Consider the following 15,985-nt stretch of genomic DNA (forward strand, 5'->3'; position numbering starts at 1 on the left):
CGGTTGGACTGTGGCTTACGCAACAAGCAAGAAGAACAGAAGAGCACCGATTCCGATGCGGCGGCGTCACTCTCGTGCAATCAGGCTTGGCGATATGGGCGATTTTTGGGTTTTTGGCTACGGCTCGCTGATCTGGCGACCGGGATTCGCCCATGTCGAGACACGGCGCGCGCGGCTTTACGGCTACCGCCGGTCGCTGTGCGTCTATTCCTTCGTGCATCGCGGCACGCGCCAGCGGCCGGGCCTGGTGCTAGGCCTCGACCGTGGCGGCTCCTGCATCGGGCTGGCCTTTCGCGTGCCCGGCGAGCTGCGCGATGAGGTGCTGACCTATCTGCGCGAGCGCGAACTGGTGACCAGCGTCTACCTCGAGCGTGTGCTCGATATCAGCCTCGACGGGAATGGGGCGGCCGCGGGAGAGAGAGTGAAAGCGGTCGCCTATATCGTCGACCGCCAGCATGAGCAGTATGCCGGCGGGCTCGACCCTGCGCATGCGGCAGGTGTTATCCGGGGCGCCGTCGGCCAGTCCGGAAACAACGAGGACTATGTGCTCAACACGCTGCAGCATCTCGCGGCGCTGGGTATCAGCGACCACTGGCTGGAAGAGGTGGCGAAGCGGATCGCCTCGTGAGCCAGTAGACCACGGCGAGCCTGCAGGCGAAGCGCTCGCGCCTTTGTGAAGCGCTGGCCCGCTGGAAAAATTGGCTGAGGCCTTTGACCTCGGCGCGGCGAGACCTAGCTTAGCTGCGGCCCGAAGCATTCGGGTCGCCCGCCGCCAGCCCACGGAGCCCCGTCTTGCAAAAACGCCGTCTCGGTCAAACCGACCTTTCCATCGCGCCGCTGGTCCTGGGCGGCAATGTCTTCGGCTGGACCGCGGACGAGAAGACCTCCTTCGACCTGCTCGACCGGTTCGGCGGCGCCGGCCTCAACGCTATCGATACGGCCGATGCCTATTCGCGCTGGGTGCCCGGCCACGCGGGCGGCGAGTCCGAGACCATCATCGGCAAATGGATGAAAAGCCGCGGCAACCGTGACAAGATCATCGTCATCACCAAAGTCGGCTCGGATATGGGACAAGGCAAGAAGGATCTGTCCGCTGCCCATATCGAAAGGGCAGTCGAGGCGTCGCTCAAGCGACTGCAGACCGACGTGATCGACCTTTATCTCTCGCATTGGCCGGACCCGACAACCCCTTATGAGGAGACGCTCGGCGCCTACCAGAAGCTGCTCGCTGCCGGCAAGGTCCGCCATATCGGCGCCTCGAATCTTGACGCCGGCCAGCTGCGCGCCGCGCTCGATGTTGCCAGCCTGCGCGGGCTGCCGCGCTACAGCGTGCTGCAGCCGGAATACAATCTCTACGACCGCTCATCCTTCGACGGGCCGCTGCATGATGTGTGCGTGGCCGAGGATATCGGCGTCATCACCTATTTCAGTCTCGCCAAGGGGTTTTTGAGCGGCAAATACCGTAGCGAGGCCGATCTCGGCAAAAGTGAACGCGGCGGCGGCGTGAAGGCTTATCTCAATGCGCGCGGCATGCGCATTCTGGCCGCACTCGACACTGTGGCGGCGCGCCATTCGGCCAAGCAGGCGGAAGTAGCACTCGCCTGGGTGATGGCGCAGCCCGGCATCACCGCGCCGATCGCCAGCGCCACGACGCTGGACCAGGTCGACAGCCTGGTGCGCGCCGCATCGCTGAAGCTCAGCGCGGAGGATCTCGTGGCGCTGGACAAGGCCAGCGCCTAGCCGCGCAGGTTCGGCACGATCGTTCAAGACGACGGCTGTCCGCCTTGCCACACTGTTCTCCATTATTGTGGAGAAGAGGCAGCATGGCCGCAGACATTCTTTCGCAGGCGCAGCCCTGGCAGCAATTGCTGGCGCTGGTGCTGGCGGCAACCGTTGTCATGGGCAGTCCTGGCCCGGCGACGATCAGCGTCACGGCGATAGGGGCCGCCTTCGGCCTGCGCAATTCGCTTCACTACACATCGGGGATCATTTTAGGCACGGTCGCGGTGCTGCTGGTCGTGGCCACCGGCATCAAGGCTATCCTCACCTCGATGCCGGGCGTAGCGCCAGTGCTGGCGGTCGCTTCCGCCGCCTATATTCTCTACCTCGCCTACAGAATAGCGACAGCGCCGCCGCTGGCCGCGCGTGACAGCAGCGCGGTTCTGCCGACCTTCCTCGGCGGCTTCCTGCTCGCCGTTGCCAACCCGAAAGCCTATGTGGCGATTGCTGCGGTCCTTGCTGGCTCCGCGACCGCAGCCGGCGCCGATGCTCTCGGCATCCCGGCCAGGCTGGCGGTTCTCACCCTGATGATCGTAGCCATCCATGTGCTGTGGCTGCTGGCCGGCGCGGCCTTCGCCCGCACCCTGCGCCAGCCGCTGACGTCGCGGATCATCAATCTGGCCTTCGCGGCGACGCTGGTGCTGACCACGGAGCTGGCGGCGTGGCCTTGAGCCGGCCCGCAGAAGAGATCAAGCTTTGGTCTTTTTTGTTTTGGCGCGATTCAGGACGGAAAAAACCGCTCACACTTTTCCTGGAATTGCTTTGGCGGCCGCGGCGAGTTCGGCCAGCCGCTTGACCGCCGTCGGCGGCATTTGCGGCGGGTTAGGAGCCTGCGATGCCTCGATCAGCAGCTGGTCGCAGGCGGCTTCCGTATCGCCGATCAGCCGGTCCATGAATTCGTCCTTGCCGAGCCCGGGCGGGATCGGCGGCAGGAAGCGGGCCTTGATGGTGCCGGGAAAGCGCAAAAATTTGCGGCGAGGCCAATAGAGGCCGGCGACATGGGCGACCGGTACCACCGGGACGCCAAGCTGCGTATAGAGCTCGACAATGCCGTATTTGTAAGCCGGCTCGTCGCCTGGCGCTCGGCGCGTGCCTTCGGGGTAGATAATCAGCTGGCGCGGATTGCGCCCCATCTCCTGCTTTGTCGATGCAACGACCTGCTTCAACGCCTTGGAGCGGCTGCCGCGGTGAACCGGGATCATCCGCATCTTCAGGATGTACCAGCCGAAGAAGGGGATCCAGGTCAGCTCGCGCTTCAGGATATAAAGCGGATCGTGGAGGAAGGGAAAGAAAGCGATCGCGTCCCAAAACGACTGGTGTTTCGGCGCCAGGATGAAAGAGCCCTCCGGCAGGTTCTCGACGCCGGTGATGTCGCTCCTGGTGCCGGCGATCTTGTCGTAGAGCCACAGGCTGGTGCGCGACCAGAATTTCGGCACGAACCAGGCGCGATGGCGTGGCGAGAGGAAGTAGTAAGGGGTCCAGAGGACCATCTGGACGATCAGATTGACATAGAAGACGAAGTTGAACGCCAGCGAGCGGATATAGAGCATGCGGGGAAGGGCCCGTTGAGGAGGTGTGCGTTGGTTACACCAAGCGCGGGCAAAAAGGAAACGCCGCAATGGCCTGACATAGGCCGGCTCGCCACTGACTCAAGCCAGTCTCAACTCACCACGTCGCCTGCAATAACCGCTGCTTCAGCCGCGGAGCGGCGAAATCGAGGAACGCCCTTAGTTTCACCGCCAGCAGGCCTTGGCCGGCATGGACGAGGCTCACCGGCCACGGCTGCGGCTCGAAGGGTCGCAAGACCGGGACGAGCACGCCGGAACGTACTGCGTCCGCGATCTGGTAGGAGAGCACCCGCGTCATCCCGGCGCCTGCAATCGCGGCATCGATTGCAGCTTCCGCCGTGTTGACGCGCAGCCGTGAGTGGATCGGCACGATCAGTTCGCCCTTGTCGCCGGCAAAGCTCCAGCTGGCGAGCGCTGCAGGCCCTTCGAAACTGATGCATTCATGCGCGGCCAGATCGTCCGGCGTCCGCGGCATGCCATGCGCGGCGATATAGGCGGGGCTGGCGCACACGACGCGACGGATCGCGCCGACGCGGATGGCAATGAGGCTCGAAGGCGCAAGCTCGCCGATGCGGATGGCAAGGTCGAGATGTTCCTCCGCCAGTTGGGTTATCCGGTCAGCCAGCGCCAGGCGAATGTTGACTTGAGGATAAGCCGCCAGGAATTCGGTGACGACAGGCAGCACGTGTAGGCGACCAAAGACGACCGGCGCGGTGATGAACAGGTCGCCGGTCGGCGTGCTGTATTCGCCGGCAGCGGTGCGTTCGGCTTCGCCGACCTCGCCGAGGATGCGGCGGCAGGCGGCGAGATAGGCCTGGCCGGCATCGGTCAGCGTGAGCTGCCGGGTCGAACGGTTCAGCAGGCGCGCCTGAAGGTGCTTTTCGAGGTCGGAAACCTTGCGGCTGACCGTTGCCAGTGGAATGCCGAAATGGCGGCCGGCAGCGGAAAGGCTGCCCGCTTCCACCGCGGCGACGAACAGCGACATGGCTTCGAGACGATCCATACTTTCTTCCGGAAATTGGAAGGATAGCTTGCAACTATGCCATCTACATCCAAAACATGGAAGGATCTACCTCTTCGCGTACAATGGCCCTGTTTCGGCCTCGCGGAGGCTTCCATGAATGCTCATACTTTCACCAGCGATGTCGCCTTCACGCCGACGGTCAAGGCGATCCAGACCCGCAAAGGTTCGCGCAAGGGCTATGTCAGCGCCGAGGAGCGCGGCGGATGGCGCGCCCATATGACGCCCGACCTCGCCGACTTCATCGCGGCGCAGACCAGCGTCTTCCTGTCGACGGCAAATGGCGAGGGTCAGCCCTACATCCAGCATCGCGGCGGGCCAGCCGGCTTCCTCAAGGTGCTGGACGAGAAGACCATCGGCTTTGCCGATTTCTCCGGGAACAGGCAGTTCATCACGCAGGGGAATCTCGCCGACAACAACCAGGCATTCCTGTTCCTGATCGACTATGCGCATCGCCAGCGCGTCAAGATCTGGGGCACGGCGCGCGTCGTCGAGGACGATGCCGAGCTTCTGGCAAGGCTGATGCCGCAGGACTACAAGGCGCGCCCCGAGCAGGTCATCTTGTTCACCGTCTCGGCCTGGGATGCCAATTGCCCGCAACACATTCCGCAGCGATTCGAGGCCGCCGATGTCGCGGCCGCACTCGCCGAACGCGACAAGCGGATTGAAAGCCTCGAACAGGAGATTGCGCGGCTGCGTGGCGCGGAAGACGGCACGGCCAAGGGGTAATCGAGCGCCGTCAGAGTCGTCTGTCCAATTCCCAAGGGAAAGCGTACGTGCTTTTCCCGGGAAAACCGCTACACACTTTTCCTGGAATTGCTTTAGTCCTTGGCGGTCGAAACCTCGGCCAGTGCGACGCTGTCGGCAGTCTGGCGGACCGGGACGACGCCGCGCGCAAGCGCCAGCAGGTATTTGCTGTATTCGGTCAGAAGCACGCGTAGCGCTTCCGGCTTGGTCAGCCAGTCGCCATTGTCCAGATTGGTGTTGACCACCGGATAGGGTTCAAGCCTGGCGCCATGCAGCAGGCGGCCCATCTCGAGCAGGCTGCGCGGCATGTGGTAATTGTTGGTGACGAGGATGATGCTGCCATAGGCGTGGCTCTCCACCCATTTAGCGCTTTCCTCGGCATTGCCGATCGTGTCGAGCGCGGCGCGGTCGATGTCGACACAGCAGGAAAACAGCGCCTTGTCGCCGCCGGTAGCAGCCTGCAATTGGCGGCGGCTGGCAGAGGGATGCACGCCTGAGATCAGCAGCCGCTCGCCCTTGCCGGAGGCAAGCAGATCGAGTGCTGCGTCGAGGCGGGCCTGACCGCCGGTCAAGACGATGATCGCATCGGCCTTGGCCGGGTTGGTCGGGGTCGTCATGTGGCTGACCTTGCTGGCGAACCAGCCGAAGCCACCGGCAAACAGGGCCACCAGCAGCAGTAGACAGAGGGAGGCGAGACGCAGGGCGGTGCGCAAACGGCCCAGCCCGGTACGCACACGCAAACGCACCACTGGCATCTGTCCAGCCGTTCCGGTCGACTCCCGCGCGTTCATCATCCTATGGTTAATCCTGAAATGCCTTTTTGGTAAGGAAAAAAGCGCACATTGCGTTACGTCGGTTTTCGATCCGTGATCGTCCCTTCCATTCCTGTCCTTGCCCCCGAACTGTTTTCGCTTCTGCCCTCACGGGTCACCCCGCATCCGGCTGGCGGACATCGATGTCGCTGAGATAGGCGACGACGGTGGCGTGCGAGGTCGCCGCCGTCAGTCCGCCGATCACCAGCACCATCAGGCCGACGCCGAGATAGCCTGCCGATCCGATGGCGAAATTGCCGAACAAAGCGGTGGCCTGGTCGGCCTGCGGCGTTGCCATGTTGCGCGACGACCACCAGGAAAAGACGATGAAAACCAGGATCGCGGCTGCGCCGCCGGCGGCCGCGCCCTTCATCCCGGTGACCAGGAAATGCCAGCGGAATTCGCGCGCGATGAAGCGCGCCTCGGCGCCGACGAAATGCAGCACTTCGATGATATGGCCGTTACCCGCCATGGCGCCGCGCGTCGCAAACACTACGGTCAGCACCGTCGCCGACAGCATCAGGACCAGCACGGCGATGCCGATGGTGACCGTGGTGCGGGCCATGGCGACCAGCCGGTCGACCCATGTACGGTGATCGTCGAGCGAAGCACTCGGCAGCTTGGGCGTGAGCGCCGCACGGATGGCGCTGAAGTCGGGCGGGCTGGTCTCGTCGATGGTGACGATGATCAGGCGCGGCACCGGCAATTCGTCGATATTCAGGCCCGAGCCCAGCCATGGCTCCAAAAGGCGCGCGGTGGCGTCGCGATCGATGATCCGGGTTTCCTTCACGCCGGGGAATTCGCCGACGATCTGCGAGGCCTGGGCAAGGGCTGCCTCCATGTCGAGGCCGTCGACCGGCTTGATCTGAATCGTGGCCTCGCGCGAGATCTGGTTTTCCCAGACCGAGGCAGTGTCGCGCACCAGCGTGACGGCGCCGAAAGTTAGGCAGGACAGGAAGGTCATGATGGCGATGACCAGCACCAAGGCGCGGCCGGCGATATTCTGCGCCGGCACGATCGGCGCCATGCGGCGCTGGACGCGCTGCGTCGTCGTCGCGAGATCGGCGGCGTCTCCATGCAACTGTTCGGCCGATAGTTCAGTCATAAATATCCAGCCTTCCGCCGGCCAGGATCATGCGGCGCGCGTCGACCTGCTCCATCAGGCCGAGATCGTGAGTGGCGATCACCACAGCGGTGCCGAGCCGGTTGAGCTCGATGAACAGCCTGAGCAACCGGCGCGCCAGCGGCGGGTCGACATTGCCGGTCGGCTCGTCGGCAAGCAGGATTTCGGGCTGTTCGATCAAGGCCCGGGCGATTGCCGCGCGCTGCTTTTCGCCGCCCGAAAGGACGGGCGGCAGCACATGCATGCGCTCGCCCAGGCCAACCCATTTCAAAAGTTCGGTGACGTCGGTGCGGTAGCTCGCTTCCTCGCGGCCGCGCACGCGCAGCGGCAGAGCGACATTCTCATAAGTGGTCATGTGGTCGAGCAAACGGAAATCCTGGAACACCACGCCGATGCGGCGCCTGAGATGCGGCAGTTCAGCGCGCGAGATGCGCGAGCGGTCCTTGCCGAAGATGGTGATCAGCCCGCGCGTCGGCTTCAGCGACATGAACAAAAGGCGCAGCAGCGTCGTCTTGCCGGCGCCGGAGGGCCCGCTCAGGAACTGGAAGGAGCTCTCCGGAATGTGCAGGGAGATGTCGCGGAGGATTTCCGGACCCATGCCATAGCGGAGGCCGACATTTTCGAAGCGGATCACGTGCGACGACCTGAGGGCGGCGGCGTGCCAGCCCTTTCTGTCCAACGACCATCGGCCGCCATGGTTAACCGTCGGTTAATTTTCGCTGGTTTTGAGTGCGTCACAAGGGTTCCGGTGGGGAAGCGTTAACCATTTCCATTTACGCAAAAGAAACGAAGAGGCAACAGCGGGGCCATGATGGCTGAGCAACGAACCGCGCGCCCGGTTTCCGGCGAAATCATGACCGGGACAAGTGTCGCACCGGAATCGCGTCCTGTGGCGACCGACATCGTCGATGCGGATTATGAGGTGCTGCCGCAGCCGATCCCAAGGGTAGAAGCCATGCCGACGCCGGCGCGAGACATCGCGACGCCGTCGATCGAAGGCATGGAGATGCTGCGCAAATCAGATGCGTCAGCCGGGCGGCCGGCATCGCGTGGCGGGCCGATCTTCTGGATTGCCGGCATCGGTGCGGCGCTTGCCGCCTTCTGGGTCTCGGGTGGTCACGCGCTGGTGCGCCAGACGCCGTTCTGGTCAGTCGAACAGCCGGAGGGCGCCGTACTCAGCATTGCCGGCGTCACCACGCGTGTCGACGCGTCAGGACCCACCCCGGTGCTGTTCGTGGATGGCGAGGCCGTCAATGACGGTTTGAAGGCGGGACAATTGCCGCCGCTGGAGATACGTGTCACCGGCAATGACACCCGCATCACCCGCTATACTCTGGGGACATCCAACCGTTCTCTGGCGCCCGGCGAAAGATTCGGCTTTTCCAGCCGCCTCGATGTGCCTAGAAACGGCGTCAAGGCCGTGGCGGTCACCTTCGCCGGCTAGTCGGTTTCTCTGGAAAGGTTGTTGATGCCAGTTGTGCGCGGCAAGGACATCGAGGTCCTCTTTTCGGCGTCCGCGATCGCGCGGCGCAATCTCGAACTCGCCAAGGAGATCGCCGAGCACGACTATCACGACCTGCTGGTGATTTCGGTGCTGAAGGGCTCGTTCATCTTCGCCGCCGATTTGATCCGCGCCATGCACGATGTCGGGCTGTCGCCCGAGGTCGAGTTCATCTTCATTTCCAGCTATGGCGCCGGCACCACCAGCGGCGAGGTGAGGGTGCTACGCGACATCGACAATGAGGTCGCCGGCCGCGACGTGCTGCTGATCGACGATATCCTGGAATCGGGCAAGACGCTGTCCTTCACCCGCAACCTGATGCTGTCGCGCGGCGCCAAAAGCTGCGCCATCGCGGTGCTGTTGGACAAGCGCATGCGCCGCCAGACGGAGCTGAACGCCGACTATGTCGGGTTCGACTGTCCCGATTACTTCGTTGTCGGCTACGGCATGGACGTCGCCCACGCTTTTCGCGAACTGCCGTTTGTCGGTGTCGTCAAAGGCGATGCCTGAGAAAAGGCCCCCGACGCTTCAAATTTTCAGAAAAAGTCAACTTTTGCCCGCCAAATTCCGGCCCATGGCAAAGCTTCTGATCGTCGAGGACGATGAGTCCGTCCGCACCCTCGCCGCCCGCGCGCTCGAACGCGCCGGGCACTCGATCGATATCGCCGCCGACGGCGCGCAGGGGCTGGCGATGGTCAGTGCTGCAGGCGGCGGTTACGACCTCGTCGTCTCCGATATCCGCATGCCGGAAATGGATGGCATCGAGATGGCGATCGCCGCAGCCAGGCTTTTCCCTGACATGAAGATCCTGCTGATGACCGGCTATGCCGACCAGCGCGAGCGCGCCGAGGAATTGAACGGCATCATTATCGACGTCGTGCAAAAGCCTTTCACGCTGGCCGAAATCCGCTCGCGGGTCGACCAGGCGCTCGCCTGCTTCGCCTGACACGCTTCAGGCGACATCCTGAGACGCGGCGAGGACAGGCGCAGCGCTCCGGCGCCGTTCGGTGTTGAGCGCCAGCAGACCGGCGCCGATGATCAGCGCCCCACCGATGGCAGTAGTCGAGCGCGGCACCTCGTCGAAGAACAGGAAGCCCCACAGCGGCGACCAGATGATGCCGGTGTATTCGAAGGTGGCGACGCGGTTGGCGGGCGCCAGCCTGTAGGCCTGCGACAGCAGGATCATGCCGGCCGAAGCGACGAAGCCGCAGGCCGCCATCTTGAGGAAATCCGGTGTCGTCGGCCAGACCCACGGCCGCACCAGGAATTCGAGGCTGGGGTGGACAGCATGGGTTATGCCGGCAAGCCAAAATGTGCCGGCAACCGCAGCGGCGCCGACCAGGTAGGCGCCGTTCTGGTAGAAGGCCATGACGGTGGAGGATTCGGTGTCGCCGATCTTGCGCGCCATCAGCTGTGAAAAGCCGTAGAGCAAAGCCGAGCCCAACGAAAGCAGCGCCGCCCAGTCGAACAGGCCGGCGCCCGGGCGCAGCATCACGACCACACCCAGCATGCCGATCAGCACGGTGGCGAGAGCCTGCCAGGAGACGCGCTCGCCGAGATAGGGCCCGGCCATCGCCATGATGAACAGCGGCGCCATGAAATAGAGCGCCACCGCGTCGGCGAGCGGCAAGGCAGCGATGGCCAGATAGTAGACCGTATAGGAGGAGAACTGGATGAAGGCGCGTATCGTCAGCAGGCCGAACCGCTTCGAGGCGATGGCCCGCAGGCCGACGTCGGCGCGAACGAGAAAGATCAGGATCGGCAAAGCGATGATCGAGCGGATCCACATCACCTCGGTCACGGGATAGCCGGCCGACACCGCCTTGACCAGCGGGTCCTGGAGCGAGAACACCAGCACGCCAAGGCACAGGCTGATGATGCCGAGAACGATCCGGTTGCGCATGTTGTTCTGCCGGCCCTTGCCTTGACTGCCCGCAGCCGCCCGGCCATGGGGTAAAAAGAACCCGCCACCGTTTCGGGCAGCGGGTATGAGTGAGGACTCTTTGATTGGTCCGCAGCCGGTTTCGCGGCGGCATATCCAATGGGCGAGCGGACTATGCTGCGGCGTTTGACATGTTGCAAACGAATTGGAATGATACCAGCGATCAAATTTGCTTATGACGGATTCAATGCGGCCACCCCTCGACAGCGATCTCCTGCGCACCTTCGTCGCCATTGCCGAAGCGGGCAATTTCACCCGGGCGGCGGAGCAGGCCGGGCGCACCCAGTCGGCGGTGTCGATGCAGATGAAGAAGCTCGAGGAGCTGGTCGGCGACAGCCTGTTCGAACGCGGCTCGCGCGGCGTGGCGCTGACGCGCCGTGGCGGCGAGCTGATCGTCAATGCCCGCCGCATCGTCTCTCTGCTCGACGAGACGGCGGCATCGATGGCGGCGGCACCGCTTGGCGGGCCTGTGCGCATCGGCATTCCCGAGGAATATGGTCACGCCATCCTGTCGCGCGCGCTCGGCGCCTTCTCGAAGCGTCACACCAAGGTCGAGGTCACCGTGCGCTATGCACATTCGGGCGCCCAGCTGGCAGCGTTGGCGGCCGGTGAACTCGACCTCGCCGTGGTGTTCGAATGGCAGGATCCTTCCGGCGGCGAGGTGCTGATGCACGATCCGACCGTGTGGGTGACATCGAGCCTGCATCACATGCATGAGGAGCGGCCGGTGCCGATCGCGCTCTACAACCGGGCCGGCTGGTGCAAGGACTTCGCCATCAAATCGCTGGAGCAGCGTGGGCTGGCCTACCGTGTCGCCTATACCAGCGACACCACCGGCGGCCTGAAGCTCGCCGTCACCTCCGGCCTGGCGATCGCGCCGATCTCGCACAGCAACATTCCCGATGGCTGCCGCGAGCTCACCGCCGCGGACGGGTTCGGCCACATCGATTCCTCGAATGTGGTGATGCATCGCAACCCCAATGCCTCAGGCGAGGCGATCGACGGCATGCAGGAAGCAATACGCGAGGCGTTCGTCAACAGGCCGGCTTAGTCTGTTGCATCCTCGTAGAAATGCAGCCGATTGCCGAAGGGGTCGCCGACCGACACTTCACGGGTCTGCCACGACGTGGTTTCGAGGCCCGGCCGGGCGTAGCGGTATCTCTTGCCGATCAGTTCGCGGTGCAATGCCGCGATGTCCTCGACCTTGATGCGCATGGCTATACCCGGCGCGCCGTCGCCATGATGTTCGCTCAGATGCAGGACACAGCCGTCGCGGATTACACCCATGTAGAGCGGCGCATTGTCGTCGAAGCGGTGCTCGAACTCGACCTTGAAGCCGAGAAAGTCGACATAGAATTCGCGTGCCTTGGCGATGTCGAAGATGCGCAGGATGGGCGTGACGGCACCGAGTTTCGGCATGGCGCTGATACCATTCAGTTCGACGGATGTTGCCTTGGAGGCTACTTCAGCTCCAGCAGCCGCTCGAGGTAGCTGCGCTCGATGTCGGGGCTGAGCGCGTTGCCGAGCCGCTTGCGAATCGCCTCGAGAATCTGGCGGGCGCGCTGCACGTCGATCTCGTCGGGCACCTTCACCGAATCGCCGAAATCGGGTCCGCGGCTGGCGCGCGGCCGGCCCAGCGGATCGCGGCCGGCGTCCTGTTGGCGGCCGCCTTCCTGGCTGCCGCCCTGGTCGCCTTGCATCGCCTGCAGCTGCTTCATCATCTCCTTGGCGCCCTTGCGCAGCGCTTCCAGCGCGCGACCCTGGTGGCCGACCGCCTGGTCGCCTTCCCCTTCGCCAAGCGACTTTTCGGCATTGCCCATGGATTTGCCAGCGTCGCCAAACCCCTCATTGGGCTGCATGCCCATGCCTTCCAGGCCCTTCTTCAGCTTGTCGAGTTCGCTCTGCAACTGGCCCTGGCCTTCCTGCAGCTGCTTCATCGCATCGGCGAATTCCTGCGGTGTCATCGACTTCGGCCGGGCGAGAGGATCGCGATCCTTGCCGACGCCCGGCTGGTCCGGGTCGTCGCCATTGCCTTCGCCGGGCTGCTGATTATCTCCGCGCTGCATCTGGTCCATGCGGTAGGTGTCGTTCATCATCTCCTGCTGGCGGCGCATGATCTCGCCCAGCTTGTCCATCTGCTGGCGCATCTCGCTGTCCTGCTCGCCGCCCTGCTGCTGACGGCCGGCCTGCAGGTTGTTCATCATGTTTTCCAGCTGCGACAGCAGCTCCTGCGCCTTGTCGCGGTCGCCCGACTTCGCCAGGTTCTCGATCTGGTCCATCATGCGGTCGATATCACTCTGACGCAGCTCGCGACCATTCTGCTGCATCTGCGGCGCGTTCGGGTTCTGCTTGGCGCGCTCGGCGAATTCCTGCAGGAATTCGTTCATCGCCTCGCGCAGTTCCTTCATCGCCTTTTCGATCTCTTCGTCGCTGGCGCCGCGCTTGATGGCGTCCTGCAGCGCCTGCTGGGCCTGGCGGAGCCGCTTTTCGGCGGACGAGAGATTGCCTTCCTCAATGCCGAGCGCGATTTCCCAGAGATAGGCAACCTCGTTGCGCAACTGATCGTCGCTGTCCGACATCTTCAGCCGGCTGCGGGCGCTCATGATGGCGAGGTAATGCGACATGTTGTCGAACGTGTCCTCGGGCCGCAGGGTGATGGCGTCCATCAGGTCGAGCACGCGCGGCTTGGCATTGGCGTCGAGCGCCAGCAGGCGGCGCTGCTCGACCACCGCCCGCGCCAGCGGGTTGGCGAAGGGCCGCTCCGGCATCACAATAGTCTTGGTTTCGCTGGTTGCGGTGTGTCCGGCATCGTCGGTGGCGACAAGCGACAGCTTGATGCTGGCGCCGGCCCAGACGTGCTCGGTGAGGTCCTTGGTGGTCTTGGCGGCGTTCGCCTTGCCGCCGCGGCGCGGCAGCGCCAGCGGCAGGTCAGGCGGACCGTAGAGCGGATGCGCATCGGGCGCCGCCGGATCGGCCAGCGCGAAAACCGCCTTGGCGGTGGCCGCGCCATAGTCGTCGTCAATCTGGTAGTTGAGCTCGAAGGCGCCGTTGACGGCGCTCTTGGGCTCGCCGACGAAGCGGATCGTCGGCGGCTTGTCGGGGATCACCGCGAAGGCCCAAAGACCGAGATCGGCTTCACCCGACTTCAGCGTCAGCGTGCCGTCGGCGGTCAGCTTGCCGGTGAACTGGCGCAGCTTGGGGGTCGCCGGGTTGACCGCCGCTGCCTTGACGGCCGCCACCTGTGGTCCCGACGGGTCGATGGCGCGAGCATTGCCGCCCTTGTCGGCAAAGCTTAGGGTTTCCTCGCCGGAGCCGCCGGTCACGCGCAGCGAGACGTCGCTGCCTTGCGGCACGGTGAAGGTGGCAACCGCCTGCTTGGCGTTGCCATCGATGACTGGCGCGGTCAAGAAGATGGGCGGCTTGCCGGTATAGGCCGGCGGGGTCACCCAGGCATCGATGCGCGGCGGTACGATGTCGCGCGCCGCATGGGCACTGAAACCATCGGACAGCCTGCCGCCGGACGGTCCGAAGGAAAAGGCAAAAGCGGTGACCAACAGCAGCGCCGCCACGGCACGCAATGCCCACGGATCGCGCTCCGGCACGCGGGTACGCGGCAGGTCGGCGCCAAGGCTGCCGAGCTTGTCGGCCATGCGCTTTTGGTGTTCGCGCCACAACGCCTGGGAAAAGATGCTTTCCTTGCCGCTGGGACGGTCGGTCTGCACCAGCACCGGGCTGTGCTGCAGCTGGTTGGCGGCCTCGATACGGCGGTCGATTTCAGCGGCGGATGGAAGCTTGAAGAAACGCAGCGGATAGAGCGCCGCCAGCGTGGCAATACCGAACGCAGTGACCAGGATAATGCGCGCAATGTCAGGCAGCCGGGGGAAAAGGCCGAGCCAGGAGAGGCTGAGAAACAGGCTGGCGATGATGAGCAGCGGCAGAAGCAGCGGCCAGCCGCGCTCGACCGTCATCGAGACCCGTGTCGCCAGCCGGCTCAGGGCAAGCCGCCCGGCCAGGCTGCGATCGCCACTGGAAATGGGGCGTTCCGTCATCGGCCCTTCCTGCCCGGGCGGGATAGCCCGGACTCAACAAGCAGAAGTTTACCAGCAAACACGGCAAAGGCGAGGCGGTTCCGGAAAACTTGAAAAGCTTTGACGGGTTTGCGTCCCACTTCAGTCGAAGCAAGGTTTAGAATTTCGCCGGATCGGTATTCGAGCCGCAGACAAGGACGGCGATCCGCTCGCCCGGCGCCGGCGTGTAGCGGCCGGACAGCAGCGCTGCGAAGGCCGCTGCGCCGCCCGGCTCGGCGATGATACGCACCCGCTCCCACAGCGCCTTCTGCGCGGCAATGATGGCGTCGTCGGTGACCAGGATGGAGCGTTCGACGAAGGCCTCGGCGATCGGGAACATCATCTCGCCGACGCGTTTGGGCGCCAGCGAATCGGCGGCGACGCCTTCGGCCGGCGCATCGACGGGGTGGCCGGCCTCGAAGGCGCGATGCAGCGTCGGCGCGCCTTCGGGCTCGATGGCGATGATCCTGATGCGGCCGGCAAACCAGGCGGCGATGCCGCCGATCAGGCCGCCGCCGCCGACAGCGACCAGCAGCGTGTCGATGTCTGGCAGATCGGTTTCGATTTCGAGGCCGAGCGTGCCCTGGCCGACCAATGTTTCCTCCTGGTTGAAGGCATGGATCTGCAGCGCGCCGGTCTTTTCGGCAAAAGCCTCGCTGGCGGCCAGCGCCTCGGCATAGCGGGCGCCGCCGACCATCAGTTCGGCGCCGTAGCCGCGGATGCGCTGCAGCTTGGCCGGTGGGCTGACTTCGGGAACGAAGATCGTCGCCTTGTGGCCAAGCCGCATGGCGGCATAGGCGACCGCGGCGCCATGATTGCCGCCCGAAGCCGCAACCACGCCGGCCGCAGGCACCGGCCGTTCGAGCAGATTGGTGAAGGCGCCGCGCGCTTTGAACGAACCGGAATGCTGCAGGCATTCGAGCTTGAGGTCGACCGCCAGCGGCGGCCGGTCGAAATCGGCCATGTCGACGCGCAGCACCGGCGTGTGCCTGATATAGCGGCGGATGCGCGGTTCCATCGCGGCAATGCGTTCGCGCGTGACGGTGTTGCCGTTCGTCATGACCATCTCCTTGGGATTGACAGCAATTAGTAACTTGGCAAAATGGCTAAATGCAAGAGGTTGATGTCTTCAAGGCGATCGCCAATGAACGCAGGCTGCAGATCCTCGACTGGCTGAAGGATCCGCAGGCGCATTTCCCGGCCCAGGCAGACGGCGATCTGGTCGAGGATGGCGTTTGCGCGCTGCTGATCGCGGAGAAGCTCGGCATTACGCAGGCGACGCTCTCCGAACATATGCGCGTGCTTACCCAGGCCGGCCTGCTGCGGCCCAAGCGCATCAAGCAATGGACGTTCTACCGCCGCGACGAGGACAGGATCGCCGACGCAAGGTTGCTCATCCAGAACCGGCTGTAGCGCAGCCGGCGC

General features: G+C 64.3%; 18 protein-coding genes. 9 read left to right on the forward strand and 9 right to left on the reverse strand.

Translation table 11 applies throughout. From position 1 onward, the window contains the following. Positions 1–94: 94 nt before the first annotated feature. The 3 genes from ACYG9R_RS14645 to ACYG9R_RS14655 all read left to right on the forward strand — a co-directional run bounded on the left by ACYG9R_RS14645 (position 95) and on the right by ACYG9R_RS14655 (position 2,450). Positions 95–628 carry a gamma-glutamylcyclotransferase gene (locus ACYG9R_RS14645; RefSeq protein WP_023673305.1) on the forward strand — a complete coding sequence of 178 codons (534 nt, stop codon included), beginning with the start codon at positions 95–97 and terminating at the stop codon, positions 626–628. Positions 629–792: 164 nt separating this feature from the next. Then, a complete protein-coding gene (locus tag ACYG9R_RS14650; RefSeq protein WP_023685347.1) occupies positions 793–1,740 on the forward strand; it encodes an aldo/keto reductase in 948 nt (315 codons plus the stop codon). Positions 1,741–1,823: 83 nt separating this feature from the next. Then, positions 1,824–2,450 carry a LysE family translocator gene (locus ACYG9R_RS14655; protein ID WP_023824705.1) on the forward strand — a complete coding sequence of 209 codons (627 nt, stop codon included), beginning with the start codon at positions 1,824–1,826 and terminating at the stop codon, positions 2,448–2,450. Positions 2,451–2,519: 69 nt separating this feature from the next. Here the strand turns inward: ACYG9R_RS14655 and ACYG9R_RS14660 are convergent, their stop codons facing one another. Beyond that, positions 2,520–3,329, reverse strand: a complete 810-nt coding sequence (locus ACYG9R_RS14660) for a lysophospholipid acyltransferase family protein (protein WP_023673308.1) — start codon at positions 3,327–3,329, stop codon at positions 2,520–2,522. Between the two features lie 115 nt (positions 3,330–3,444). Further along, on the reverse strand, positions 3,445–4,350 hold the full coding sequence (locus tag ACYG9R_RS14665; RefSeq protein WP_023673309.1) for a LysR family transcriptional regulator: 906 nt from the start codon (positions 4,348–4,350) through the stop codon (positions 3,445–3,447). 114 nt (positions 4,351–4,464) lie between these two features. On the opposite strand from ACYG9R_RS14665, the gene ACYG9R_RS14670 reads away from it, so the two are divergent. Further along, positions 4,465–5,097 carry a pyridoxamine 5'-phosphate oxidase family protein gene (locus ACYG9R_RS14670; RefSeq protein WP_023824704.1) on the forward strand — a complete coding sequence of 211 codons (633 nt, stop codon included), beginning with the start codon at positions 4,465–4,467 and terminating at the stop codon, positions 5,095–5,097. A 92-nt stretch (positions 5,098–5,189) separates the two neighbouring features. Here the strand turns inward: ACYG9R_RS14670 and ACYG9R_RS14675 are convergent, their stop codons facing one another. The 3 genes from ACYG9R_RS14675 to ftsE all read right to left on the reverse strand — a co-directional run bounded on the left by ACYG9R_RS14675 (position 5,190) and on the right by ftsE (position 7,684). Beyond that, positions 5,190–5,909: a YdcF family protein gene (locus ACYG9R_RS14675; protein WP_023824703.1), complete on the reverse strand. Its 720-nt coding sequence runs from the start codon at positions 5,907–5,909 to the stop codon at positions 5,190–5,192. Positions 5,910–6,042: 133 nt separating this feature from the next. Further along, the gene (locus tag ACYG9R_RS14680; protein WP_023824702.1) at positions 6,043–7,032 is read right to left on the reverse strand and encodes a cell division protein FtsX; all 990 of its coding nucleotides are present in this window, start codon (positions 7,030–7,032) and stop codon (positions 6,043–6,045) included. Further along, a complete protein-coding gene (gene ftsE, locus ACYG9R_RS14685; RefSeq protein WP_023685344.1) occupies positions 7,025–7,684 on the reverse strand; it encodes a cell division ATP-binding protein FtsE in 660 nt (219 codons plus the stop codon). Before ftsE ends, ACYG9R_RS14680 begins: the two co-directional genes overlap by 8 nt. Before the next feature lie 174 nt (positions 7,685–7,858). Between ftsE and ACYG9R_RS14690 the strand changes: the two genes are divergently transcribed. The 3 genes from ACYG9R_RS14690 to ACYG9R_RS14700 all read left to right on the forward strand — a co-directional run bounded on the left by ACYG9R_RS14690 (position 7,859) and on the right by ACYG9R_RS14700 (position 9,497). Then, positions 7,859–8,494 carry a hypothetical protein gene (locus ACYG9R_RS14690; RefSeq protein WP_352443949.1) on the forward strand — a complete coding sequence of 212 codons (636 nt, stop codon included), beginning with the start codon at positions 7,859–7,861 and terminating at the stop codon, positions 8,492–8,494. Positions 8,495–8,518: 24 nt separating this feature from the next. Beyond that, positions 8,519–9,061 (forward strand): hypoxanthine phosphoribosyltransferase, encoded by a 543-nt coding sequence (gene hpt / locus ACYG9R_RS14695; RefSeq protein ID WP_023673315.1) that lies wholly within the window; start codon positions 8,519–8,521, stop codon positions 9,059–9,061. A gap of 64 nt (positions 9,062–9,125) precedes the next feature. Next, a complete protein-coding gene (locus ACYG9R_RS14700; RefSeq protein ID WP_023673316.1) occupies positions 9,126–9,497 on the forward strand; it encodes a response regulator in 372 nt (123 codons plus the stop codon). 6 nt (positions 9,498–9,503) lie between these two features. Here ACYG9R_RS14700 and ACYG9R_RS14705 read toward each other — a convergent pair whose 3' ends face one another. After that, a complete protein-coding gene (locus ACYG9R_RS14705) occupies positions 9,504–10,454 on the reverse strand; it encodes a DMT family transporter (protein ID WP_023824701.1) in 951 nt (316 codons plus the stop codon). 226 nt (positions 10,455–10,680) lie between these two features. Here ACYG9R_RS14705 and ACYG9R_RS14710 point away from each other — a divergent pair, with 226 nt between their 5' ends. Continuing rightward, entirely contained in the window at positions 10,681–11,544 is an 864-nt protein-coding gene (locus tag ACYG9R_RS14710) for a LysR family transcriptional regulator (RefSeq protein WP_023686706.1), read from the forward strand. Here ACYG9R_RS14710 and ACYG9R_RS14715 read toward each other — a convergent pair. From ACYG9R_RS14715 to ACYG9R_RS14725, 3 genes are all read right to left on the reverse strand, one after another. Next, positions 11,541–11,912: a glyoxalase superfamily protein gene (locus ACYG9R_RS14715; protein WP_023685340.1), complete on the reverse strand. Its 372-nt coding sequence runs from the start codon at positions 11,910–11,912 to the stop codon at positions 11,541–11,543. The genes ACYG9R_RS14710 and ACYG9R_RS14715 overlap by 4 nt on opposite strands. A gap of 41 nt (positions 11,913–11,953) precedes the next feature. Continuing rightward, on the reverse strand, positions 11,954–14,542 hold the full coding sequence (locus ACYG9R_RS14720; RefSeq protein ID WP_023824700.1) for a TIGR02302 family protein: 2,589 nt from the start codon (positions 14,540–14,542) through the stop codon (positions 11,954–11,956). 136 nt (positions 14,543–14,678) lie between these two features. Beyond that, the gene (locus ACYG9R_RS14725; RefSeq protein ID WP_023743994.1) at positions 14,679–15,620 is read right to left on the reverse strand and encodes a threonine/serine dehydratase; all 942 of its coding nucleotides are present in this window, start codon (positions 15,618–15,620) and stop codon (positions 14,679–14,681) included. Between the two features lie 50 nt (positions 15,621–15,670). On the opposite strand from ACYG9R_RS14725, the gene ACYG9R_RS14730 reads away from it, so the two are divergent. Further along, positions 15,671–15,973, forward strand: coding sequence for an ArsR/SmtB family transcription factor (locus ACYG9R_RS14730; protein WP_023824699.1), 303 nt, complete (start codon positions 15,671–15,673; stop codon positions 15,971–15,973). Positions 15,974–15,985 lie beyond the last annotated feature (12 nt).

Source organism: Mesorhizobium sp. RSR565B (assembly GCF_054719465.1).